This is a genomic window from Methanosarcina sp. 2.H.T.1A.6, from assembly GCF_000979455.1.
In the GTDB taxonomy this organism is placed as follows: Archaea; Halobacteriota; Methanosarcinia; order Methanosarcinales; family Methanosarcinaceae; genus Methanosarcina.
Genome location: NZ_JJOY01000048.1, coordinates 111,081 through 136,486, shown reverse-complemented (window position 1 = coordinate 136,486; position 25,406 = coordinate 111,081). Strand labels below are relative to the sequence as shown.

The 25,406-nt window shown below is 43.5% G+C and carries 17 protein-coding genes, 2 tRNA genes and 1 pseudogene; 11 read left to right on the top strand and 9 right to left on the bottom strand.

From position 1 onward, the window contains the following. Nucleotides 1–86: 86 nt before the first annotated feature. Entirely contained in the window at nucleotides 87–659 is a 573-nt protein-coding gene (locus tag EO98_RS14400) for a PspC domain-containing protein (protein ID WP_048137889.1), read from the top strand. A gap of 368 nt (nucleotides 660–1,027) precedes the next feature. On the opposite strand, the gene EO98_RS14395 is transcribed toward EO98_RS14400, so the two are convergent. Continuing rightward, nucleotides 1,028–1,102: transfer RNA gene (locus EO98_RS14395), tRNA-Arg, on the bottom strand. 349 nt (nucleotides 1,103–1,451) lie between these two features. Between EO98_RS14395 and ilvE the strand changes: the two genes are divergently transcribed. From ilvE to EO98_RS14380, 3 genes are all read left to right on the top strand, one after another. After that, nucleotides 1,452–2,330: a branched-chain-amino-acid transaminase gene (gene ilvE, locus EO98_RS14390; protein ID WP_048137887.1), complete on the top strand. Its 879-nt coding sequence runs from the start codon at nucleotides 1,452–1,454 to the stop codon at nucleotides 2,328–2,330. A gap of 301 nt (nucleotides 2,331–2,631) precedes the next feature. Further along, the gene (locus EO98_RS14385; RefSeq protein WP_048137885.1) at nucleotides 2,632–4,575 is read left to right on the top strand and encodes a molybdopterin biosynthesis protein; all 1,944 of its coding nucleotides are present in this window, start codon (nucleotides 2,632–2,634) and stop codon (nucleotides 4,573–4,575) included. Between the two features lie 580 nt (nucleotides 4,576–5,155). Next, a complete protein-coding gene (locus tag EO98_RS14380; protein ID WP_048138048.1) occupies nucleotides 5,156–6,250 on the top strand; it encodes a GTP-binding protein in 1,095 nt (364 codons plus the stop codon). 156 nt (nucleotides 6,251–6,406) lie between these two features. On the opposite strand, the gene EO98_RS14375 is transcribed toward EO98_RS14380, so the two are convergent. Both EO98_RS14375 and EO98_RS14370 read right to left on the bottom strand, forming a co-directional pair. Beyond that, a complete protein-coding gene (locus EO98_RS14375) occupies nucleotides 6,407–8,515 on the bottom strand; it encodes a methyltransferase domain-containing protein (protein WP_048137883.1) in 2,109 nt (702 codons plus the stop codon). Between the two features lie 182 nt (nucleotides 8,516–8,697). After that, complete coding sequence (locus EO98_RS14370; protein ID WP_048137881.1) at nucleotides 8,698–9,969, bottom strand: anion transporter; 1,272 nt, start codon at nucleotides 9,967–9,969, stop codon at nucleotides 8,698–8,700. 182 nt (nucleotides 9,970–10,151) lie between these two features. On the opposite strand from EO98_RS14370, the gene EO98_RS14365 reads away from it, so the two are divergent. Next, nucleotides 10,152–10,343 carry a hypothetical protein gene (locus tag EO98_RS14365; protein ID WP_048137880.1) on the top strand — a complete coding sequence of 64 codons (192 nt, stop codon included), beginning with the start codon at nucleotides 10,152–10,154 and terminating at the stop codon, nucleotides 10,341–10,343. A gap of 93 nt (nucleotides 10,344–10,436) precedes the next feature. On the opposite strand, the gene EO98_RS14360 is transcribed toward EO98_RS14365, so the two are convergent. The 3 genes from EO98_RS14360 to EO98_RS14350 all read right to left on the bottom strand — a co-directional run bounded on the left by EO98_RS14360 (nucleotide 10,437) and on the right by EO98_RS14350 (nucleotide 14,135). Next, nucleotides 10,437–11,549 (bottom strand): methylcobamide--CoM methyltransferase, encoded by a 1,113-nt coding sequence (locus tag EO98_RS14360; protein ID WP_048137878.1) that lies wholly within the window; start codon nucleotides 11,547–11,549, stop codon nucleotides 10,437–10,439. Nucleotides 11,550–11,803: 254 nt separating this feature from the next. Then, the gene (locus tag EO98_RS14355) at nucleotides 11,804–13,528 is read right to left on the bottom strand and encodes an alkaline phosphatase (protein ID WP_048137877.1); all 1,725 of its coding nucleotides are present in this window, start codon (nucleotides 13,526–13,528) and stop codon (nucleotides 11,804–11,806) included. A gap of 382 nt (nucleotides 13,529–13,910) precedes the next feature. Next, a complete protein-coding gene (locus tag EO98_RS14350) occupies nucleotides 13,911–14,135 on the bottom strand; it encodes a hypothetical protein (protein WP_048137875.1) in 225 nt (74 codons plus the stop codon). A 293-nt stretch (nucleotides 14,136–14,428) separates the two neighbouring features. Here EO98_RS14350 and EO98_RS14345 point away from each other — a divergent pair, with 293 nt between their 5' ends. Further along, entirely contained in the window at nucleotides 14,429–14,668 is a 240-nt protein-coding gene (locus tag EO98_RS14345; protein ID WP_048137873.1) for a type II toxin-antitoxin system HicB family antitoxin, read from the top strand. Nucleotides 14,669–16,124: 1,456 nt separating this feature from the next. Continuing rightward, nucleotides 16,125–16,197: transfer RNA gene (locus EO98_RS14340), tRNA-Gln, on the top strand. A gap of 50 nt (nucleotides 16,198–16,247) precedes the next feature. Here the strand turns inward: EO98_RS14340 and EO98_RS14335 are convergent. Then, nucleotides 16,248–17,039: pseudogene (locus EO98_RS14335) on the bottom strand (flavodoxin family protein). Between the two features lie 324 nt (nucleotides 17,040–17,363). Between EO98_RS14335 and EO98_RS14330 the strand changes: the two are divergent. From EO98_RS14330 to EO98_RS14320, 3 genes are all read left to right on the top strand, one after another. Next, a complete protein-coding gene (locus EO98_RS14330; RefSeq protein WP_048137871.1) occupies nucleotides 17,364–18,995 on the top strand; it encodes a PAS domain-containing protein in 1,632 nt (543 codons plus the stop codon). Between the two features lie 330 nt (nucleotides 18,996–19,325). Continuing rightward, complete coding sequence (locus tag EO98_RS14325; protein WP_082098628.1) at nucleotides 19,326–21,272, top strand: NosD domain-containing protein; 1,947 nt, start codon at nucleotides 19,326–19,328, stop codon at nucleotides 21,270–21,272. A 27-nt stretch (nucleotides 21,273–21,299) separates the two neighbouring features. Further along, on the top strand, nucleotides 21,300–21,848 hold the full coding sequence (locus EO98_RS14320; protein WP_048137869.1) for a B12-binding domain-containing protein: 549 nt from the start codon (nucleotides 21,300–21,302) through the stop codon (nucleotides 21,846–21,848). A gap of 538 nt (nucleotides 21,849–22,386) precedes the next feature. Here the strand turns inward: EO98_RS14320 and EO98_RS14315 are convergent. Both EO98_RS14315 and EO98_RS14310 read right to left on the bottom strand, forming a co-directional pair. Continuing rightward, a complete protein-coding gene (locus EO98_RS14315; protein ID WP_235283465.1) occupies nucleotides 22,387–23,640 on the bottom strand; it encodes an ABC transporter permease in 1,254 nt (417 codons plus the stop codon). Then, nucleotides 23,633–24,544: an ABC transporter ATP-binding protein gene (locus tag EO98_RS14310; protein ID WP_048137865.1), complete on the bottom strand. Its 912-nt coding sequence runs from the start codon at nucleotides 24,542–24,544 to the stop codon at nucleotides 23,633–23,635. The genes EO98_RS14315 and EO98_RS14310 overlap by 8 nt, the downstream gene beginning before the upstream one ends. Nucleotides 24,545–24,612: 68 nt before the next feature. On the opposite strand from EO98_RS14310, the gene EO98_RS14305 reads away from it, so the two are divergent. Continuing rightward, nucleotides 24,613–25,284 (top strand): dihydrofolate reductase family protein, encoded by a 672-nt coding sequence (locus tag EO98_RS14305; RefSeq protein ID WP_048137863.1) that lies wholly within the window; start codon nucleotides 24,613–24,615, stop codon nucleotides 25,282–25,284. The last annotated feature ends 122 nt before the right edge of the window (nucleotides 25,285–25,406 follow it).

The window sequence follows — 25,406 nt, the reverse complement described above, 5'->3', positions numbered from 1 at the left end:
GAACAGGAAGAAATCAGATATATAATTATAAAAAACGTTGGATAAATAACAGGATAATATAAATCCTCGTAAATAGAATAATCAGTATGCAGGAAAATCCCGACTTTGAGGAAAAAAAGGATCCGAAAGAAAGCGATTTCAAGGCTCCGGGGGAACTTGAAACTGGTTATACAGAGAAATCATGGGAAAAACCTGAGAAAACAATGGAAGAAACAGAAAAAGAAGCCAGCATAGAGCCTCTACCCCAGGAAAGAATAGAACCGAAAGAAAGCGATTTCAAGGCTCCGGGGGAACTTGAAACTGGCTATACAGAGAAATCATGGGAAAAACCTGAGAAAACAATGGAAGAAACAAAAGAAGAAGCCAGAACAGAGTCAGGGGAAAGAACCAGCGAAGAAAAGGAGGAGACAAAAGAAGAAAAACGCACGGTTTATAAAATGGAAAAGCGCCTGACAAAAAGTAAGAGTGACCGTATGCTCTTTGGGGTTTGCAGCGGGCTCGGAAAATACTTCGGGATTGACCCGACCTTTGTAAGGCTTGTCTTTGTTCTTCTTGCCCTGATAGACGGGATCGGGATCGTCATATATATTATTCTGGCAATAATCATGCCCTCGGAAGAGAGCGTTCAGATGGTGCCCGAAACCCGGAAGAGCAGTTAACGAAAAGAGCTGGCAGTATCCGGATTTTTAAAGAACAGGAAATAGCGTTATGTGAGATTATACCGGGAATTTTCATATCATCAGCGTCCCCGGTAGACTGCATTTTTAGTTAATTTATATTTAGTTCAAATTTTATTTAATGTATATTTATTTAAATTTCGACCCTGTTTTTGAATTTTTTCGATTTGAAAAGAGATGTTGCACAGGCCTCCGTAAAAAGCTGCAGCTATGCTGAAAGCTCGTTGCCGAAAAAAGACAAAAATAGATTGAAAACGAGCGGATATTTCAATAAAAAGTATAAGAACATCAGGAAGAAGGTCGAGGTTTATTTACCAGAAATTAATCAAAAGTAAGCAAGAAGAATAAAGCGGGCTCGAAGGGATTTGAACCCCCGACGTCTGGGTTAGAAGCCCAGCGCTATATCCAGGCTAAGCCACGAGCCCTGGTTGCTTATCCTACTGCGGAGTACGAAATGAGCCTTCTAAGATAAAAACCTTTTGCATGAACATACTAATTGGTGCGATATAAAATCTAAAAATATTTATGTGGAAGCGGAATTGTAATATATATTTAGTATCTACCCGCTTTACTTGGAATGTTTATTAAGAATCTCAGTATGGCAACTCTCTTGGAGTTCTGAGTTCCTTTAAGAGCTTTTCACAGAGCTTACATACTGTAAAAGAGTGAAAAAGTTAAATGGGCTATTGACCTGTAGGTTAAAGACTTATACTGGATAGAAAGCCCCAGTTAAGTACCCTACAGATAATAAAAACTGAAAAGGATGATTTGCAAATGAGTGAGTTACTGATTTATTTAGACGGGAAATTTGTCCCAAAATCCGAAGCCAAAGTTTCGGTCTATGACCACGGATTCCTTTACGGCGACGGTGTGTTCGAAGGCATAAGGGCATACAACGGGCGTGTCTTCAAGTTAAAGGAACACGTTGACAGGCTTTATGACTCAGCAAAAGCAATCGCAATGGACATCCCCATCACAAGAGAAGAAATGGCCGAGATAATCCTTGAGACCCTCAGGAAAAACAACCTCAAAGATGCTTACATCCGCCCCATCGTCTCAAGAGGAGTCGGAGACCTCGGACTTGACCCCCGCAAATGTGAAAAACCATGTGTCGTTGTTATCGCCCAGGGCTGGGGAGCCATGTACGGCGACCTTTACGAAGTCGGGCTCACAGGAGTCAGCGTCTGTGTCCGTAGAAATGCCCCGGATGCCCTGTCCCCGAACATCAAGTCCCTGAACTATCTCAACAACATCCTCGCAAAGATTGAAGCCAATGAAAAAGGAGGAGATGAAGCCGTCTTCCTTGACCAGAACGGCTTTGTGTGCGAAGGCTCGGGAGACAACATCTTTATCGTCAAAAACAACCAGGTCCTTACCCCCCACACAATAAGCAACTTAAAGGGTATCACAAGAGCCACAGCCATCGAACTCCTGGACGAGATGGGCTACAAAGTCATCGAATCAAATCTCGGCCTTTTTGACCTCTACACAGCAGATGAAATCTTCGTCACCGGAACAGCAGCCGAATCTGCCCCCGTTACCAAACTTGACGGAAGACTCATAGGTACAGGCAAACCAGGACCCCTTACAATGAAAATGGTTGAAGCCTTTGATAAAATAACCAAGAGTACGGGCACACCTATTTATAAATAAAAGAATCTGCTCAATGAAAGAGCGCGACTCTGAAGACAAAAACAAAAACGGCGGGATTTTTCCCGCCAAACTCTTTTTTAGATCAAATCTTTCTCAGTCAACCTTCTTAGCTGGAATCTATTTCTTTCGACGTTCGAAGTCAATCTTATCAGTCAACCCTGTATACTTTTCTCCTGCAGGCACCAGCCGATTCCAGCTGTAAGAGCGATTACGGATGCAAGAACAGATTGATATGCACCGGGAAATGCTATTAAGGTAAAAAATCCATCTGGAAACCGATAAGATTTCAGGTTTGACTCTTATGAAACGCAAAGAATTTCGGGAACTTGTCTCTGTGGAGGAGGCCCGGAGAATAATAAACAACCTTCAGGTCCGTCCTGAAAAAGAAAGCTCAGCCCTTGAGAATGCCCACGGAAAAATCCTTGCAGAGGATATTATTACCGAAATTAATGTTCCTCCTTTTCCGAGAGCTGTGATGGACGGCTATGCTGTCAGGGCAGAAGATACGTATGCCTGCAGTGAAACAGAACCCATAAAGCTGAGGTTACTTGGAAATATCCCCGCAGGTTCGGATGCAAAATTCACGGTCTCGGCAGGGGAAGCTGTGGAGATTGCGACAGGAGCCCCGATTCCTGAAGGGGCTGATGCTGTGGTTATGGTTGAATATACCTCTGAAGAAAACGGGACTGCACTCATCTTCAGACCTGTAACCGGGGGAGAAAATATCATGAAAGCAGGCTCTGATATCCTGAAGGGGGAAAGGGTGCTGCGCAGGGGAAGGAAACTGGGCACAAGAGAAATCGGGGTCCTGGCTTCCATAGGAAAAAAAGAAGTTCCCGTACTCAGGCTGCAGGTAGGGATAATTTCTACTGGAGACGAACTCACCAATCCGGGAGAAACGCTGGCTTCGGGGAAAGTATATGACGCAAACTCTTACACGCTATACGCAGGAGTCCGGGAATGCGGAGCTTTCCCCCTGCTTTACGGGATTGTAAAGGACAATGAGAGTGTGATGGGAAAAGCACTTGAAACTGCGGTTTCGGAGTGTGCCCTTATCCTGACTTCGGGCAGCACATCATCCGGGGCGGGGGATGTGATGTACCGGTTAATAGACGAAGCAGGAGAGACCCTTGCCCACGGTATCAACATAAAACCGGGAAAACCTGTAATCATCGGCGTCATAAAAGATGTCCCGATTATAGGGCTTCCCGGAAACCCTACATCTGCTTTAATGATCTTTAATGAATTTGTGGCTCCTCTTCTTAGAAAATCCCTTGGAGCAGAGGCTGGAATCAGGAGAACGGAAGAAGGAATAATGGGTACGGACCTCCGTTCCGAAGGGAGGCAGCAGCTCCTTCCCGTAGGCATGGTAAGGGGACGGGTTTATCCTGCAGACAGGGGTTCAGGTGCCATAACATCGCTTTCCGGAGCAGATGGCTTTATAGAAATCCAGCCAAAGACCGAGTTCATAGAAGCAAGAACTCCGGTAGAAGTGACCCTTTTTGGAGAAGTTGAAAAGCCGGATATACTCATTGCAGGTGGGTTCTGCCCCGGACTTGATGTTCTGGAAGACCTTAGCGGACTCAGGTTCAGAACACTTTACAGCGGCTCAAGCGGGGGTTTCAGTGCAATTGCCGCAGGCACGGCAGATATCGCAGGCGTGAATATGCCCTCCAGGCGTCCGGAAGGACAGAACGGGACCCTGCCAGATGAAATCCGGTACAATACCCCCACAGTTGAGGCAATGGGCCTTTCAGGAGCTGTGCTTGTTAAAGGGTACAGGCGTGAAGTAGGACTCCTTGTCAGGCAGGACACCCCGATTTCCGGACTTGAAGACCTGCCAGGAAAACGCCTGATTAACCGGAACAGAGGTTCGGGTACAAGGGCTCTTCTTGAGATGAAAATAGAGGAACTGGCAAGGGAAAGAGGAGTAAGCAAAAAAGAGTTTACGGACTCAATACCAGGATATGTTTCCGGAGCGAAATCTGAAGTTGCAGTCTGCGAGGCTGTTCATTCAGGAAAGGCTGATGCCGGAGTGGGCATAAGGAACTGTGCAGAAAGAAACTGCCTGAAATTCGTAAAATTTGCAGAAGAAGAATACGACTTTCTGGTCAGAAAAGAGGTGTTGGAAGCCCCTGAAATCAGAAAATTCCTGCAAGCCCTTGGTTCCACAGAATTCGCCTCAAAGCTTCCGGCAGGGCTGCAGGTATATGAGAGAACTGGAGAGATCATTCCTTTTGAGTAAAGGCGTTGGTCGCGCCCCGTTGCATGGTTAGTATTTTAGAATTAAAGCTACCGGTAAGGCTATTGATTTTGTATAGATCTACTGTACGCAGGCGGGGTCAAGCCTTGCGCGGCGCGTGAAAAAAAGAACGTGAGATGCCATTTGCGGTCATTTAGGAATAATACCAACCAGTTAATCAGGAAGCACCAGGGCGTTTGTTATGTATATTTGCCAGAGAGCTTCCAATCAAGAAGGTTTAAATATTATTATACTTATTGAGAGATATAAATAACCAACCAATTTCATCATTTCCGGATCAATCAATAAAAATAATTTCATACCAACAAAATAATTCAAGCAGTAAAAATCATTTAGTAGCTTAGTAGCAAGGAAATAAAATAATTCTAACAGTAAAGACCATTCAGTAGCGATAAAAACCATTCCATAGGTATATATATTGCATCCAACTATTCAGAATAAAATATCCAGATAACGGATCTGTTTTAGATCAAAAAAGGTTTATAGAGACCGTTTGGATGCGGTTTCATTTTTAAAGTGCTATGAAAATAATTTTTTCAGTCCCGAAATCGGCAGGTTCCAGATGAGCAGCATACAGGAGCAAATACAGGAAGTAGAAGACGAAATTCGAAAGACCCAGTACAATAAGGCAACTTCTCACCACATAGGCAGGCTGAAAGCCAAGATGGCCCGCATGCGGGATGAAATTGAGAAGAAAGCCTCCTCAAAGAGTGGAGGAGACGGTTACTCGGTCAAGAAATCGGGAGACGGTACCGTAACTCTCGTGGGCTTCCCGTCGGTAGGGAAATCCACTCTTCTGAATAAAGTCACTGGCGCAAAATCAGAGGTAGGAGCATACGAATTCACCACCCTTACCGTCGTGCCGGGAGTGCTTGAGCACAAAGGAGCAACAATCCAGTTCCTTGACGTACCCGGGCTTGTAAAAGGCGCATCTTCCGGGCGCGGACGCGGGAAAGAAGTGATTTCGGTCATAAGAAACTCCGACATGGTTATCTTTTTGCTCGATGTTTTCCAGCCCAAGCACTATGAAGTCCTTATGGACGAACTATACCAGGCAGGAATCCGTGTGGATGAGGTGCCCCCTGACGTTACCATCAAGAGAAAGGACAGGGGTGGAATCGAGATAAACTCAACCATAGACCTTGACCTGGATGAAGAGACTATCAAGGCAGTGCTGGATGAATATAAAATCCACAATGCCCATGTCCTGATAAGGGAAAATATCAATGTAGACCAGCTTATCGATGTCGTCCTGGAAAACCGGAGTTATGTCAGCTCCCTGATTGCAGTCAACAAAGTGGACCTTGCTTACCCTCAGCTGATAGAAGAATGCCGGAAAATATACCCGAACTCACTTTTTATCTCAGCCCATAAAGGCATTAATATCGAGGAGCTCAAGGACGCTATCTACGACTGCCTGGGCTTTATCCGGGTCTACCTGAAACCTCAGGGAGGACCAGCAGATATGGAAGAGCCTCTTATAGTAATGAGTGGGACAAACATCGGCCAGATCTGTGACCGCCTTCACCGTGATTTCCGCAGAAAGTTCCGTTATGCCCAGATATGGGGCCCGTCTGCAAAACACCCCGGACAGAGGGTAGGACTTGAACATGCCATGGAGGATGAAGATATCCTCACGATAATCATCCAGAAGTAAAAGAAAAAGGAAAGCGAAAGGGAAGAATAAAGGAAGAAATCGATCTTTCGCATTCCGTAGTTTTTTGACTGCAGTTTTTTTGAATATAACTTTTTTCCAAATCTAACCTTTTTCTTAACCGATCTTATTGATATTACTTTTTGATTTTAGATACTCTTAAAGAGCCTGTATTGTCTCAGAATTGCTGGAGAAAACATTTCTCTTTCTATCGTTCTTTGAGTCGATAGAACCTTTAGCTTCGACTTCCTCCTCGAATTCCGCAGCACATTCAGCCGGGCTTTTCCTTGGGGATTGTTCAGGGACTTTCTTATGAAGCTCAGCCTTTACATCGGTTCCGATACCATACCTTTTCTTTGCAGCCTCAAGAATTGCTGCCAGCATACCGGAGTAAGAGATATTGGTATAAGCTGCCATTTTTGCAAGGTGCCCATCCCAGCACCAGCCAGGATTCGGATTTACTTCAAGCAATTTTGGCCTGCCTTCGGCGTCAAGCCTCCAGTCAAAGCGAGCATAGTCGCGGCAGCCCAACCTTGAAAAGAGAGCAAGGCAGCACCTCACAATTTCTTTTTCGGTTTTTTCAGGAATTCCCGCAGGCACGGATTTGATATTCCAGTACGGAGAATCAGGAAGCCATTTAGCCTCATACCCGCAAATCTGTGGAAGTTCTTCCGGAACTGCAGAGTAATCTTCTTCCGTGATAGGCAGTACAGTGCACATAGGCGGATTTCCGATGATACCGACACTGATGTCCTTCCCCGGAAGGAACTCCTCCAGCAGGAAAGGCTTATCTGACCCTATTTTTTCTTTCGTCTCCTTCATTATTTCGAATATTTCTTCCCTGCTGTGGACTATGCTTTTCTGCGTGATCCCGTAACTTGAGTCCCCTGAGTTGGGTTTTACTAGCAGGGGGAAAGAGAGGGAAAGCCTTGAAACATCAGAATCCCCGGTAACGAGAATTCCTTTTGCCACAGGAATCCGCATCTCACGAGCGACCCCCCTTACAAGAGACTTATCATAGCAGAAGGCAAGGCATTGGGGACCCGCACCTGTATAAGGAATATTGAACTGCTCAAGCAGGGCAGGAACATGAAGCTCTTTTGTAGGGTCATTGTAAAAGCCTTCATCACAGAGGTTAAGCACAAGGTCAGTTTTTCCTGCTCTCTTTTTAAGGTCTTCGAGAAGGGTTTCGTGCCTGTCCAGGAAAGTGAATTTCATGTAAGGAATCTCAGCAAGTGCCTTTTTCATCCTATTAACGGTTTCGAAATCATCATCGTCAAATACGCAGGCAGGCTTGACCTGGTCTTCCTTTCTCGGGTCTCCAAGCACCACTACAACGTTAAGGGGTTTTTTACTTTCAGAATGAAGAGGGGAAGCCAGAGACGGCCAGGCTTTTTCAACCGTTGCTGAAAGCAGGATTCTCTGCTCCATCATTCCTGCATCCTGGGTGCCTGTTGACACAGGGCTAAAGGTTGTATGAAAAGTAGGGCTGCTAAAACCTGATGCTGTAAGTAGCTCAAAAAGGCTTTCCTTATTGTACAGTCTCTCAGCGTAAAACTGATCCGCAATTATTCCTTTGTCATTGCGGCATATAACCTCCCTGCAAATCAGACGGTCGCCATCAGAAGAAAGGGCTCTTTCCCTGCATACGAAGTACTTCCTGTCCAGCCATTCCCATGATCTTGGCTGGAAATTCTTTTTCATATGGTCCCCATCTGCAGCATCAATAAAGACCCTGCCTCCTGGTTTCAGTACTCTGAAAATCTCCTCAAGCACTTTTCGGTCATGCAGAGTGGAATCAAAGTATCCGAAGCTGTTTCCAAGGATGGTAACCACAGAGAAAGTATCAGATGGGTAAGGCAGTTTTCTTGCGTCCCCTTCCCTGAACCGGACCTGCAGGTTTTCCTTCAGAGCCCTTGTTCTTGCTTTCCGGATAAGGTACTGGGACCTGTCATAGCCTTCGACGTTTGAAAAACCCCTCCTTGACAGTTCCAGGACATGCCTGCCCTGTCCGCAGCAAAGGTCAAGAACCGTGTCTTCAGGGGCGAGTCCGAGGATGGAGACAACAAGATCTGTTTCTTTCCTTGTAACTTCCATATCATCCAGAAGATCGGCATCGGTCTTGAGATAAAGGGAATTAAAAAGAGTCTGCCACCAGTTGGACTGGACATGGGGTTCAAGGTCATCAACAGGCCCGAGGGTTTTCATCTGTACGGTACCTTTAGCGCGTTTGCGCCTGGTATTTGAATCGGTAGTATTCTGGGTCATGATTTGATATCTTCCAGAAAAAAGTGTATGTGCTCTCAGTATATCAAGTTTATCAGAGGGTTGGGCACCCTTTATATACCGGAAGGGTTAACCAGCTAAATCTATTAGACGATTAATAGGTTTTAAAAGGGCATTTAAAGTTATAACGGATTTTTTAGCGGTATTTATGGAAATATTATTGCTTAGAAGGGCAAAAGGAAGATAAAGTAAATAATAGCATCTAAGAAGGAAATTAATGCCCCAATTCTGGCGAATTCCATAAAAGAAAACGTTTCACCGTCTTTTTCAGCATTCTGGAGGATTATAACATTGCTTGCAGCCCCCAGGATAAAAAGATTCCCCGCAATTGTACTTCCAGCAGCAAGCGCCATCAGCTGCCCCTGAGAGACCTCACTTCCCATTGCAGGGAGATAGAGCGCAACAAAGGGTACATTAGAAATAAGCTGGCTGAGTCCCATGCTGAGGACAAGAATCATAGGAACCGAGCCTAAATGCGGAGACATTCTGCCGAGAAGTTCCTGGCAGGTTCCGGACATCCAGACACTTTCCATAAGCACGAACATTGAAACAAAGAAGACCAGAGTTGTCCAGTCAATATTCTTTACAACTTCAGTTCGCCTTTTACTGAGCAGTATGGGAGAAGCGGAGAGCAGGGCAATCCAGCTCAAACTGAAATCCCGGGAAGGCAAAAACTCCACAAAAAGGATCTTACAGGTGATAAGAGCCAGCAGAAGGAAAAGAGACTTCTTTGAGATTTCTGCAAGTTCTGGGTCGGAAATAACCTCTTCAGAATGAACAAGAGCTGTTTTCCCGAATTCCCGGCTGAAAAAGAGCCTGAGTACTGCATAAGCAAGTGCAAGGTTTATAAGAGTCGGCAGAGCCAGCGAACACAAAAAGGTCACAAACGGGGAATCAAGATTTCCGTCAATTGCGATCAGAAGGTTCTGAGGATTTCCGATGGGGCTCATGACGCTACCTGTGGTTATTCCGAAAGCCAGGGCAAAGAGCATGAGTTTGGGGGATACCCCGTATTTCCGGGAAAAACGCAGAACAAGCGGAGTGCCCATAATAGCAAGGGTATCATTCATAAGGACTGCAGAGAGAAGCCCTGTAGAAAATATCACGAGCAAGACCAATTGACCCGTGTTCCTTGCCCTTGAAACTATCCGGCTTCCAAGCCAGGCAAGGTATCCGCTCCTGTTAAGCGCCTCACCCACACAAAAAGCCCCGAAAAGGAAGAGGAGAACATCCATGTTAATTGCCCGGAGAGCCTCTTGAGGTGAAATTTCCCCGAGCAGTAGCACTGAGAGAGCACCCAGGGTCATAACCTGCCAGATCCGCAGCCTCAAAGACCCAACCTGCCTCAGAGCAGTCAGTAAAAGAACTCCAAGGAGGACGAGTACCGAAAGGTCAGGCGAAGACACAAAAGAGGTTATCAAAGACTCTGCTGCCATAAATCCCGCAAGCCTGTCAACATAAGTTTCAACGTTCTATTAATATAAACTTCGAATGTGATATATTCGCAAGTATAAATTTCCTACGCTCGTCCATCTGCCCCCTGAAAAACGGCTCGTGAGAGTATGGTAAGATAACAGGGATACGAAACGCTTAAAATGACTGGACAATATTTCAAAATATGACTATATGGTTTCCTTTCTCTGCAACCATTCTCAAGGAGGAGAATGCCTATGTTTCAATCTGCCCTGAAGCGGATGTTATCTGTAAAGGAGGAACTGTTGAAGAAGCCGTTGCAAACCTGAAAAAAGAAGTAGAAAAATTCCTGGGGGAAGAACTTCCACAGGGTTTTTCGGAAATTGTGTATTACTGAAATTTTACAAAATTTACTAACTTTGCGAAACTTTACGAAATAATTAATATTTACAGAAAGTTTTCCTTGAAACAAAAGCCTGGAAAGAAGTCCTCAAATCCCTGCTTTTACCGCATCCCAGAGCATTTCCATTTTTTCAAGCGGGGTGTTAAGAGGGATTTCGCAGCCTGTCGACAGAATGAAACCTTTTTTCGGTGCCGCGGAGAGACAGCTTTTTACCTCATGCTCGATCTCGGCGCGGGAACCGGTGAGAGGAGCATCCGGGATAATGTTTCCCATAAGGCAGATGCCTGCGTCCGAAAATACCTTAAATTCCTTGAAGCAGTGCCTTGGACCGCACCCGATGTTTTTGTGGTTATGGAGCTTTTTACATTCAACCCCATACTTTTTTCCGAGCAGCCTGACATCCCCGAAGGCAAAGTTAAGGGCATGGGGTTCAAGTTTCATTTCCAGGTCATAGAAAGCATGGGCTGCACAGTTATGGGAGATTACATAGCCTCCTCCGGCTTTGATATGATCATAGAGTTTCTTCGTATATGGCAGCATGAATTCTTCAGCCATTTGCGGGCTGAAAAGGTCTCCCGTGTTCTCCCCGTTTTCGACAAAAATACCGTCAGCTCCGGCTTCAAGCAGGGCATCGGCAAAAAGGATGCAGCTTTCCGTGAGTTTTTCCAGCAGGGCGTGGAAACTGTCCCTGTCCTTCAGCATGTCAATGCAGAGCCTGCTCCCTCCCATGACCTGAGATGCGAGCATCAGAGGAGACATAGTTGCCCCTGTGATAAATGCTTCATCCCCGATTTCCTTCTTGAGAATCTCAACCGATCCGGCAATGGTCTTCACTCTCCCGGACTTCTCGATGTCATCGGGGTTTATCAGTTCATGCTCAGCCGCGGATTTGAGTACATATTTTGCAACTGTAGGATAGGCATTTTCCTTTATGTTTACCTTTGTCCCGAGTGCCTCGGCTTCCACCAGAAGGCAGCCCCAGGGGGACATTACATTATCCTGGTGATACATCTCCCGCGCAAGGATCTGTGCCCTTGCAATTCCCTCTGCAGAACCGTAAGCGTCCTTGAGGCTTGCGCCCAGCCGCTCCAGTACCGCATGCCCTGCTCCGAACCACAGGTAGCCGTATGGGACACGGTCAACATAGTTTCCTTCTAGTGCGTTAATAAAACGCTCCCTTGAGGTCATTTCCGCTTCCATATAGGATCTCCTTTTTTAAGCTTCCATATATCAGTATAAAAGTAGTTTTATAAATACCACCTAGGTTTAAGGCAGAAGAAAAAATCCTGAGGAGGAAATTCAACCAATTTCCAGCTCATAAAGGGTGGAGAAGAGCAAAATGAATAAAAAAAGGTATAAAGGAAAAAATCTTCCGTTTTTCTTCAGGGTTTCCTGAGATTTCAATATGGCTTATTCACCCGTTTGTAGGTTTCATTGTTGTGACAGTGCCTGCATCAGACTGATGAAAGAACCTCATAAGGAATGTAGACTTTATCGGTTTCAGGAGTATAAACAACTATTCCGTCGAGTTCATGAGTAACTCCATCCTTAATAAGAAGGTTCTTGCTCACGGGCAATTCGGCATCTCCGATTCTCAGTACAGGGTTTAAGGGATCTGTCATATCCAGAGAATACTCATTTTCATCGAGTTGCCCATCTCCGTTGTCTCTGGAGAAAACCTCACCTGCTTCGACAAACAGATATTCGCTGGTTTCATTCAGGTCAAAGCCCAGTTCTTTAGCAACATATTCCGCAATTTCAGTATTATCCATGTGGCCTGAAGGACTGCCAGGGCCATAAGCCCACAGAGGGACATCTTCTCCACAGTGCCCATGAGTAGTCCACCCAATGACTGTATGATTTCGGCTGATTACCTCACTGATAGCATAGTCGAGTGAGAGGCCTTTCCCATCATTGTAAAGTTCAAGAATTTCAGTTATGTCTTCATCAGTTGCATCAATGCCCCACCAGGTCTTCAACTGGTTTTTGATATTTTTGGGAGAAAGATCTTTCCCTATTTTTGCCGCAACACCTGGAGAGTTGAGCTTCATGCCTTTCAAAGGCTTAATAACATCTTTTACTGTTGTGGAGGTATATTCTGAATCTGAGTAACTGCCAATAATCATGCCGCCTGTGTTATGATCCGGGAAAGCCAGGACAAGGGTATGCCCGTCTTTTTCAGCAAAATCAACCGCAACTTTAACAGCTTCATCAAAAGCCAGAAAACTGGTGACAGCATAGATAGGGTCATTGGTGTGGTCTCCCCAATCAACCTGGCTACCTTCCACCATAAGGAAGAAGCCGTCCTTGTCCTGGGAGAGCAGCTCGACTGCCTTTTCAGTCATCTCTGCAAGAGAAGGCTCCTCAGGTGCAAGTAGGGGGCGGTTAATGTCCGATTCCATGTGGCTTTTGGCAAAAAGACCCCAGGTTCTGCCGGAGGTCAGGTCCAACATTTCGTCTTTGCTGTCAATAAACTGGTAGCCTCTGTCAAGAAGTACTTCGGTCAGATTTTCCCCATCCATCCTTTTTCCCCCTTCAGCTACAGGTAAGAGATAACGGGAACCGCCGCCGAAAACGACATCAATATCCCCATAAACCATCTGTTCCATAATTTCGTTTTCATTATTTCTGTCATCGACATGAGAAGCAAAAGCCGCAGGTGTGGCATGAGTGACGCGAGAAGTTACCACAAGCCCGGTAGCTTTGCCTTCAAGTTTTGAACCTTCAAGCACTGTTGCAAGCGGTCGGTATTGGACTTCTTCGGAAGGGGCTTCCAGTATGCTTAACACAGAATCATCAGCTGGACCGACGCTTATAAACCCATTTGTTGTTTTATGACCTGTAGCTAATGCCGTTGCAGCAGCAGAAGAATCTGTGATAACTGAGTCAGCACTATAAGTTGATACTGCTCCAACCATCATTTCATCAAGCTGCAGGGGTTTCCCGCTGTACCATCGAGCAAGGGTCTGTACACTCTGGGAACACCCATCAGGGACAAGGACAATAATGTTTTTGATTTTGGCATCCGGGTCTGCCAAAGTTATAGAATTGCCATTAATGTTTAAAACAGTACTTTTTGCATTGGAATCGATTGAGTCCACCGCCGAAGTAATATATCCGAGCAGCAGCAGACCGACGATTGATAGAGTAAACAAAACATATCGTTTCTTGGTCTCCATGAAATTACCTCAAACTTTAAAGCATCTTATTAAGAACAGCTTTTGAGAGCAGGTTTATCTCAGATCGTACTCAGAATTTTGGACTTCAAGTTTAGAGAGAGCCAGAAACAGGTCAATGGCTCACATGTAAAATATATAAATATATAGAACATTGGATATAATATTTAGAAATCTTGATGTAGTTGCGGACTTCTGTTAAATTGTGGAAACACTCATCTTCTGCACTCTTTACCGTAGCTGGACTTATTCTCAATTCAAAAAGGTCCTTAAGCGCTTTTGAGATTCGTGCATAAGGAATCAACTTCCGGTCTCTTCTCGCAACCCTTTACTCCAGTCATCTAAAGGTTGTAACCGCAGAATTTACAATTGCAGAGCCGATGGTTTACGCTTTCATGGGGGGATCAAAAATATTTAGCGTAGATCCATGATGCCCCTGCTTACCACCAAAACGTTTAACACTCAAGTAAGGTTCACGTTCAGCTTTCTTCTTGGCAAAAGTATCGGTAAAAGGAAGCTTATTGCTGTATTGACTGTTCGGATTAAAAAGAGCCTTTAGATCCCTAACTTCTTCTTTAATCTCACTCAATTCAATCTTAACATAATTCAATTCAATCTCGAGACTCTTTATATTGTCAAGAATAGCCTCTGGATTAGAGTAACAGATAAATAGAATATCATCACGCCCTATAAAAACACGAAATTAATGATTTTTGTATTAACCAGTATGAAAATAAGCAGCATTGAATATAGCAGAAAAAGAAGTTCGGAGCAAAGGTAGCTGAAAAATTACGATATTTACTTTATAGTTCCTTTCTCAGATCTTTTAGAGTCAATAGATAAGCTCAATCAAAAATAGCTAGCTGCGAAATATTTAACATAGGCACTGAGGTATTACGAACCATGACAGAAATGTTTACATTTTCGGCAGTGGTGCAAAAGGAGAAAGAGCGGTACGTATCCTCATGCCTGGAACTGGATATATCAAGCCAGGGAAAAACGATTGAAGAAGCAGTTTCGAACCTGAAAGAAGCGGTCGAACTTCATATCGAAAAAGAGGACATCAACCTTCCGATCAAACGCCCTTTTTTGACAACTTTTAAAGTAACAAGGAAAAGACCTGGAGAGAAAAAAGCGCAGTGAAGAAAACGTTGTGAGAAGAAGCTCAGAGGCACGATTATCCTTTTCTACTGTGTCCCCCAACACAGCAGCCCTGAAGATATGCTCCCCCAAGCATATTGATCCAGAGCAGGATCAATGGCCCCCAAGCATTTCTTATTGTATATACCCTACTCACTTCCCAACTCCACGAATATAACATTATATCATTGACTATTTTAAATTAATTACCCAAAATTTTGTTCTTAAACAAAAATTAATTCAACGTTAAAAAATTCAAAGCAATATAAGGATTTAAGTGTAAAAGCTCAACTGCCAAAATTAGAACTGTCGTCTACAGGTGCCTGTTACTTAAACGATCAACCTGGAAGGCATTTCGGTACTGGGTCTTTTACCCTTTTGACCTGTGAAAAATATATTTTATGAATGTAAGTCTCAAAAGCCATATTCAAGAAAAAATGGATAGAAATCGGAAAAGAAATAGAGAAGGAAATAGAGAAGAAAATAGAGACAGACAGAAGAGAAAAGATGGAGTAAGGAAAAAAAGTATAAGAGAAGCCCGGAGGTACTACATCCGTTCGCCGTGTCCCCCAACATAGCCTCTCCGAATATCATATGCTCCCCCAAGCACATTAATTCGAAGAAAGGATCAGCGGCCCCCAGGCAATTCTTCAGGTGGTAGATTATGTCGGTAGATTAACCAATCTCACTTCCCAACTCCAGTATATACTAATAGCGTAAATTATTTTAAATTAATTATATCAAAAATTGTTCTGTAACAAATTATATTGTTACGCTAAAAGTTTCAAAACCAGCATAAATTTTGCGCCGATTCTAATTTTTAACCAGAAATATCAGCAAGAGTGCTCATAGAAGAGCAAAAGAATATTGAGAATACAGCAAAAACAGATCGAAATCGATCAAAAATTAATATAGAGCCGATCCCAAAACTCAAAATTGCTTCTCTAAATCCCGTATTCAGAATAATCAATAGAGTTTCTGATCATGAAAATAGTTCTGAAACTTTACTGATTTGAAAATAAAATTGGTTTTGGGATGAGCTCATAAACAAATTTGAAAGCACTCAAAAAAATAAATACTGTAAGAAGAAGAAGCCCGGTGTAACTCTCATCCCTTACGGTGTCCCCCAACACAACAGCTCTGAAAATATGTTCCCATCAACATACCGCCAGAGCAGGAACGAGTAACTCCGGGCGATTCTTTAACAATCCGCTAATACTTCTATTCGGTCATCCCTATCTCTTCCAGCTCCATTATATAGTAATAATGTAAATTACTTTAAATTAATTATACAAAAAATTCATTTCAAACAAAAAATATTATCATGTAAAAAGTTTCAAAGCCGGCATACGAATTTTTATATAAATGAATATTTGACCTGAAAATCCCGCAAAAAAGTCCCAATAAGGCACAAAAATTAAGTACATGAATTAAGCTATAAGTAAAAGCTTACATGCGTAGTCCTGTAGGGTAGTGGTCAATCCTTCGGGCCTTTGGAGCCCGGGACAGCGGTTCAAATCCGCTCAGGACTATAAAAATATTCATCTGGTCTTAAATCAAGAGATGTATCATAATAAAGAATTTATTTTTGTGTTTTAGCCAGTTCCTTTTGAATATTTCTTCTTAGCACCTGTTCAGCCATCCAGCCGATAGCGTTGTAAACAGGATTAACAGGAATATCCACGTAATATTTTGCTTCCGATCTGAGCCAGCCTTTCTCTTTCCAGTATGTATAATCAACAAGAGAACTCTGTTCAGGGTCACCAAAACTCGCCCTCTGGGAATGAAAAATTAATACATCTTTAAGCCCCGGAGAGCGGCGTTTTTTCTGAAAAGAATTATAAAACGCAGATGCAGCTTTCTCAAGCTTCTGATTGTTCTCCTGCTTTTTCATCTCAGAAATCTGTATAGGATTATTTTTGAGTCCAACAGAACAAACTACTTCAAAACCCCATACACCAACTATCAGTTTGAGATAATAGAGAACCCCCTTAAGGCCCAGCGCACCTGTGGTAGACAGAAGAAGAGCTTTTTTATCGAAAAAGAGGGGTCGATGACAAATATAAAATAAACGGTCTATGAAAGTTTTCAGGAGTGCGGAAACATTCATACTATAAACAGGCGTAGCAAAGATTACTCCATCGGCAGCATGCATCTTCTGCTAGATAACAAAGGCATCGTCTTTACATGGACAGTGATCTTCTCCTTCCATAATACAGACATAACAACCACGGCACTGCGATAGATTTGCATCTTTGAGCATCAAGTATTCAAATTCAACACTACCCATTGACTGCATGGACTCTTCGATTTTTTTTGCAGCCCTATAAGTATTACCTTTTCGCGGACTTCCCATGATAACCAGAATTTTCATAGCTTTAATATATTCATCCATGTAGTATAAAAATGGCTAGATATAATACTCGACCTCAAGAATTTCTACGAAACGAGTCCAAGCATATCCTTATTGATCCAGCTGAGAGCCATCGTACACAGGGTATTTTAACTGATCTCTTCACATATATCAACATTAATCGTAATTGTTCGGAAGTCATAACTAATACAGGGATTTCATAATCAATACATGAATGTCTATATGTTGGATATCCGGTAAAAACAAAGAACGACTATATATTCTCTGAAAATATAGTATAAAAGGCCGGATACTGGTTTTCAGCACGATATTTTTCCGGTTGAAATGTTTCTACCTTTAGTTATAAAAAATCAGAATCTTTCTGGGGGTGAAAGAATTACATCTTTAATATATGAAGATGCGGGACCAGAGGAACTTGAAGCAATAGCAGTGGCAGTACATTCCCTTGTAGGGCTTCCGACCACCATCCGCAGCCTCAAGAAGAAGGGGCTTCGCCTCGAAAAAGGAAAAATAATTGACAGGGACTATACAGGGCCGGTACTCGAAGAGGTGCTCAGGACCGGAAAGACCATAAGGGGAGTTCCGAAGGAGGGCACTTACCTGGGCAGAAACGTGGCTGTTTGCCCGATCTTCTCGGAGAACGGGAAGGTGATTGCAGTAATAGGAATTGTGGACCTATTATCTGCCCTTAAGATGCAGGAAATAATCAGGACCGTAGTAAACAATAGCCCTGCAGTTGTTTTCCTGTGGAGAAAGGAGGCAAAATGGCCGTCCGAATTTGTGTCGGAAAACGTCGTCCAGTTTGGATATACGGTGGAGGACTTTATTTCCGGCAATATCCTTTATGGGGACATCATCCACCCCGATGACCAGAAAAAAGTTGAAGAGATGTTAGAACAGCGTATCCGAAAAGGTGAAGTTGACTTCAATGCGGAGTACAGAATATTCACAAAAGCCGGAGACCTGCGCTGGGTCAACGAAAGGACATTTATCCAGCGGAATGAAGACGGAGAGATAACCCACTTGCAAGGGCTTGTCCTCGATATAACCGAACGGAAAGAGAATGAAGAAGCCCTCGGGAAATCTTTTGAAATGCAGAAGCTGTTGAGAACCATAATCAACAACAGCCAGGCAGTGGCATTTTTATGGGAAAACAAAGAAGACCTGCCTGCAGAATACGTTTCAGAAAACGTGACCCAATTAGGTTACACTGTAGAAGATTTCACATCAGGGAAAGTGGCTTACGGGAGTATAATTCATAGGGATGACATTGGCACGGTTATTGAAACCCTTAAACGCAACATCGCCGAGAAACAGGAATCTTTCGATATTGAATACAGGATTTTTACAGGAGACGGAAAAATGCTCTGGGTGGATGAGAAAACCTTTATCCAGAGGGATAAAGAAGGCAAAGCAACACATCTTCAGGGCCTTGTTGTAGATATTACCGAACAAAAAGAAGCCCAGAAAATGCTCGAAATCCAGCGGGAACTGGGAATGAACCTTAATACTACCTGGAATCTCCATACCATTCTTGACCTGGTACTTGATGCCTGCCTGCAGATAAACGGACTGGACGCCGGGGGTGTATATATTAAGGACGAACTCATGGACCAGATAAATCTTGTTGCATCCAGGGGAATTTCACCCGAATTTAAAGAAAAGGTTTCAAGATATAAGGCAGAATCAAATGAGGCAAAACAGATCTGGATCGAAAAGCCCATTTACTCGCTGGATTTTTACTCCGAAAATATGGCTGAAGCGGCAAGGGAAGAAGGAATTACAGCAGTAGCGATAATTCCTCTTAAGTATAGTAACGAAATCGTAGGCAGCTTGAATTTTGCCTCCCATACTCTGGATAAGATTCCCTGGAGTATCCGCAACTTCCTTGAAAGCATCGCTCTCCAGGCAGTAAACCATATCGCTCCGGTCTGTATCCAGGCGGACCTATCATAAACCGCTCGCAAACTAAGGTCCACTGGTTTTCTCCTTAATTTATCGAATCTCAATGAGCAGTAAAAGAAAACATTTGTTACCCAAATAATCAGGTCTAAATAATAAAATTAAAACTCTTTTTTAATCAGCTGAACCCATTTAAGATTCGGTTTTTGGGATTAGTTGGGCGCAGGATTTGCTGAATTGATCGACAAGTAGACTGTTAATTATTTGTCCTGTGGAGTCTGCTCAAACCGCAGGATGTAATGAGGAGAAGACTCGCCCAGCCTTCCTTTTAGAACTCATAAGCGAAGACTAACCCCGGGTTCGGTTACAGGAAGATGATAACTGTTGAAAGGGAAGAGAATACTCATATTAACTGCCGTTTTCACACTGCTTATCCTTATATCAAGCTCTGCATCCGCGTCTACTCTTTATGTAAAGGAAGGAGGAGATACAGGAGAATACGGTAGCCTGCAAGAAGCAATAAATGCCGCCAATGAAGGGGATGTTATCCTTGTTGGGGAAGGAAGATACAGTGAAAACGTACTTGTAAATAAATCTCTTGAGATAATCTCTGAGAATAAGTGCCCTAATAAAACCGTAATTACTGCTCAGGATCCTGAAACCCCTGTGTTTCATGTGACTTCTGATTTCGTAAAAATCAGCGGATTTACTTTTAAAGGAGCGAATTCAACATATGGGATCTATCTAGAAGGGGTTTCTGGAAGTAAAATCAGTAACAACTATTTTTCGGAGAACTGGAGAAGCATAATGTTAAGAGATTCGCATGAGAACACTCTGGAAAATAATCGCTTAGCTAACAGCGACAACGGTATCTGGCTTGAAAGTTCAGAACAGAACATAATAAAAGATAACAGGGCAGCCTCTAACCGCCATTACGGCTTCTATCTGAATTCATCCCAAAACAATACCCTCCAAAATAACTGCGCCTCCGGGGAAGCAGTTGGTATATACATGGAAAACTCTTCCGGATGCCGTATACTTAACTCGAAAACATCAAACAACTTTTACGGAATATACCTTATCGACTCTGGGGAAAGCCTTCTCGAAAACAACACTGCAAACTCAAACGAGATGTACGGGATATACCTGGGAAACTCAAATGAAAGTGTCCTGAGAGGAAACAAAGCAAATTCGAACCAGTGGGGAATCTACCTCAACTCAAGTTTTAACACACTTCAGAACAACACAATGTCTTGCAACAGCAGGAATTTCGGGGCTTATACTTATCACTACAGAGGAGAAATGAACAACACCATTGACACCAGCAACATGGTAGATGGAAAACCGATATACTATCTTGTAGGGGTTTCAAACCAGACTCTTGATTCAGATTCCAATGCAGGAGTTGTCTACTGCATTAACTGTGAGAATATTACCCTCAAAGACCTATATCTTGAAAACAGCAGTTTTGGGATTTACCTGTATAATACTCAAAATTCCCTTATTGAAGGAAACAACATCTCAAACAACGAACATGGAATTTACCTCGGAAACTGTTCTATTACAACTCTCAGAGGCAATGCTGTCAATTCAAATGAAGGAGATGCTTTCATCTTAAGCAGCTGCAGGAACTGCCTCGTAGAAGATAACAATGCATCAAACAACATGGCAGGCATCTGGCTCTGCGATGCCAGCAGAGACAACGTCCTGAAAGAAAACACAGCTACTTCGAATAGCTGGTGCTGTATAGACCTCGGGGACACAAGCTGCAACAATACTCTTGAAGGAAACATCCTTTCAGAAGCCTATGAAGGGATCTATCTCTACGGGGCAAGTGAAGAAAATACTTTGAAAAACAACACTATCACAGCCAGTTCCTATGGACTATTTACGGAAGGCTGCGGCAACAATACAATCTCAGGAAATAGAATGTCAGGAAATGATGTAGGCATATCTCTTAACCTGGACTGGACCGATGGGACAAATTCGGACTGCAATATCATTTACAACAATTACCTGAATAATAGCAAAAATGCCGAAGACTACGGAACAAATACCTGGAACATTTCAAAAACTAACGGAGTGAATATCGCAGGAGGACCTTATCTGGGTGGGAATTTCTGGGCTTCTCCTGGAGGAGATGGTTTTTCAGAAACAGCTTTGGATGAGGACAAAGACATGATTTCGGATTTCCCATACAACGTAACGGAAACGAACTATGACTATCTCCCCCTCGTATCCGAGAAGCCTTTAGAAAAAAACAAAAATGCGGGTGAGAAGACTGCAGATGAGAAGACTGCAAGCGAGAAGAAGTGTGGGAAGAGCAGGTAATCCGTGATAAAGAAAGGAGATAGAGATATGTACAGAAAAAATTGGAATTTATTGGGCTTATTAATTCTGGGTATGATTGTTTATCAATTCGTCTTCCCGGTGTCAGCAGGAGATTCTTGCAGGCAGGAAAATGAAAGTGTGGGAACGGTTATAATCGCCACTGTTGAAGGAGACTCTCACACTTTTGGGAAGGATAGTATCGCGACTGCGTTTGAAAAAGAAGGTTTTGAAGTAATTAATCTTGGAGACAGTATTTCTGCTGAAAGCCTTGCCGCAACCGCCAAAGAGAAGGAAGCTGATTTTGTATTCAGTTCCGCCTCCATGAGCACCACCATGCTCCACCAGATCCAGATTGAGGAGCAGCTCAAAGCTGCAGGTATCCGGGATAAAGTTATAACAGGTGTAGGAGGATCGCTGGTCACTCAGGCCTGGGCTGACAAGATCGGAGCTGACATATACGCTGCAGGCCCTGAAGACGCTGTTTTCAAGGCAAAATCGACCCTGTTGAACGGCAGCATACCCGGAACTCATATTTCGGCTAATGAAAGTACAAGTTGCGGAAACTGCCACAGATAAGTGTTTGAAACCCGGTAATCTTTGAAAAAGGATTATGTGGATGATTGGGAGATGGGGGCTATCTCAATCGAAATTTCGGAGAAGTCATCATTCATAAAGTGCCGGGGGGAAACAAAAGTAATGACCCGAAGTCGCAACAGGAAATAAAAGTTGAGAAAATCAGTAGTTAAGAAACTTGAGCGTTGAGTAAGAAAGTCAGTTAGGTGGTTCACAAGGTTTATCCTGCATCATGAAGTAGAATATTACCGGATCAGTTTTGAGGCTGCCCTGCTTTTACTCCATTTACAGTATCCTGTGTCATGAAGTATATTACTGGATCAGTTTTGAGGCTGTCCTGCATTTGCTCCATTCTACAGTAATCCCTCATGAACCAATCATAAATATGTAAGTCATATTATAAAATACTGATGATAGAATTTCTGTTTATTTAATCAGTCCCTATATTTACGAATCGATCGCCCTTGCATACCTGAGAAAAGGTAACTTAATCTGCCTCAAATCCCGGATATAAATCAAAAGATATCGTGTTTTCTTTACTTCACCGTCCCCCTGCTTTAATATTTTTCAGGATTTCCTTTACCCCGGGCCTTTTTCCGTACATGAGCAGGTAAACCCTGAACAACCGGCTTGAAATCACGATTACTACATGAATTGAAACAAAAAGGATAAAGAAACTCGCTGCGATCTGGTAGAAAGGAACTTCCGAAGCCCCGATCCTTGCAAGCATGGATGCAGGAGAGGTGAAAGGAAATAGGGACAGAAAAACTGCAAGCGGGCTGTCGGGGCTTGTAAGGATCACCTGCATGAATATAAGAGGAAATGCAGCTACAAATGTGAAAATTCCTGCTACCTGCTGGCTCTCCTGAAGGGAACCGGTTACTGCCCCGACTCCTGCCATCATGCTGGCAAAGAAGAGAAAGCCGAGCAGAAAATAGATAAGGGCAATAAAAAGGAGCATGGGTTCGAGATCTACCGGAAGGGCATAGCCACCTCCCAGAAAGATTACTGAGAGCCACACGACAATCTGCAGGAGGCCAACTGCCCCAAGCCCCACTACTTTGCCGGTAAGAAGCTCGGAAGGGGTTACGGAAGAAAGAAGAACCTCCATAATTCTATTTTCCTTTTCTTCAGCAACCCCCCGGAGGAGATAGCCTGAAGCCGAAAAAATGCTGAAAAAGAGGAGAAAAGCCATAAGAAAAGGCAGACCAAAGCTGGTAAGGATCTCGGCTATACCCTGCTCTGAAGATTCTCCATTATCCCCTACATTATACATATTAAGGTTAATCGGATCTTTGACCCTCTCAAGTACGGGTTCATCCACCCGATCTTTCAGGAGAGAATTGATCGCGATATTTGAAAGCTCAGCCGAGAGTTCAGCCCCCGGAACTGACATTCCCTTTTCGGAGGCATAAAGTTCGATCACGCCGGTCTCAAGGAAATCTGCAGGGACTATAAGATAGGAAGAAATCTGCCCTGACTGCAGGGCTTCCCTGGCTTCAGAGCTTTCTTCGTACCTTATAAACTCTATAGTTGAGGGCTTTGCTCCCAGCGGTCCTACAGAGAAACCTTCATGAGTTAAAGATTCCGGAAAATCGAAGGAACCGGTCATGTCAATATAGCCTACCCTCTGATCTTCGGCAAGAGTGGTGCCGGCAAGCAGAGAGGGAATAATAGCGATTCCGGCAAGGAGAAGAGGAAAAGCAAAGGTCATGAAGAGAAACTCTTTACGCCTTACGGTTTTCAGGAACTCATACTTGGCAACAACAAAGGTTTTTCCGGAAAAGTTACTCACCAGAAGCACTCTCCACAGTCTCAATAAAAATCTCGTTAAGGGAAGGAAAAGCCTGCTCAAACCGCAGGACATCAGCTCTCCGTATAAGCTCCTGCAGAACTGCCTGTGCGCTTATGCCTTCCTCAGGAAAGATCTCAACTGACCCTTCATGCTCTGTAATTTTTCTGATGCCTTGAATTTCTGGAATAATGCTCAAACTCCTTTTTTCGGCGAACTCCACAAGCAGGGAGTTATTCCCGTGCTCCTTTCGTATCCCTGCAACGGTGCCGTAAAGCACTCGTTCACCTTTATTCAGCATAAGGATCCTGTCGCAGAGCTTCTGCGCCTGTTCCATCATATGCGTGGAGAGGATAATAGTCCTGCCTGAGTTTCTGTACTCGAGGATTTTGTCTTTAACGGTTTTCGTGCTTATGGGGTCAAGCCCGGAAAACGGCTCGTCAAGAATAATAAGTTCAGGCTCATGGATAATAGAAGAAAGAAACTGAATTTTTTGCTGCATTCCTTTTGAAAGCTCTTCTACCCTTTTCCCCCTGTGTTCGTACAGGTCCAGGGATTTCAGAAGAGACTCTGCATTCGCCTGTGCCTCTTTCTTAGGGACGTTTTTAAGTTGTGCGAGATAGACAAGCATATCCAGAAGCTTTGTTTTCCTGTACAGCCCCCTTTCTTCAGGAAGGTAGCCTATCCTATCTTTTGCAGCAGGACCCAGAGAACCCCCAAAGACCCTGATTTCTCCCGAATCCGGTTTTATAATATCAAGAAGCAGCCTTAAAAGGGTGGTTTTTCCAGCCCCGTTTGGTCCCAGCAGCCCGAAGATCTCACCCTGTTCGACTGAAAAAGAGATGTCTCTGATAACATTTTTTTCTGCGAAAGACTTTGATACGCCTTCAAATTCCAGAGTATGCATCCAGATTAAATATATTCCAATATAGAATAACTTTATTGGATGTTTAATTTGGGGGAATAGGTGACAATATGCTACCCAGACTGGTCATACACAACACCATAAGTCTCGACGGCTCAACTACCGGCTTTACGGCAAACCTTGATGTTCACTATGGAATCCTGGGCAATTACGAGCCTGATGCCATGATAGTCGGCTCAAACACCGCAAAGGCGGGAACACAATTTTTTTGCGAAAAAGTCCCTCCGGAAGATGAATTGGACTTCAAGAAACCTGAAATTCAGCCTAACGACACCCGGGCATACTGGATGATCGCTGATTCCCGGGGAATTCTTGAAGGGCTGATGCACGTTTTCAGGCGTTCCGAGTACAGTAAAGATGTGATCGTCCTTGTATCGGAGAAAACTCCTGAGCCTTACATCAATTATCTAAAGGAAAGGAACTACGACTTTATCCGGGCAGGAGCAGAACGCGTGGACGTCAAGCAAGCACTTGAAATTGCAAATGAACGGTATGGTTTTAAGCTTGTAGTCTCGGACAGCGGAGGAATACTGAACAGCATTCTGCTCGAACAGGGGCTCGTTGAGGAAATCAGCCTGGTCCTGACTCCGGAGATTGTGGGAAAACCCGGGACAAATCTTTTCAGAGGCATTGAGAAAAGCGGGATTCAACTTGAACTTTTAAAAAATGAAATTGTGGAAAAGAAGTATGTGCATCTGGTGTACAGGGTTTTAAAAGAATAAAAAGGATAAGAAGAGAATTAGAAAAAAATAAGAAAAGAATTAGAAAAAAATAAGAAAAGAATTAGAAAAAAATAAGAAAAAAAATAAGAAAAGAATAAGAAAGGAATAAGAAAGGAATAAGA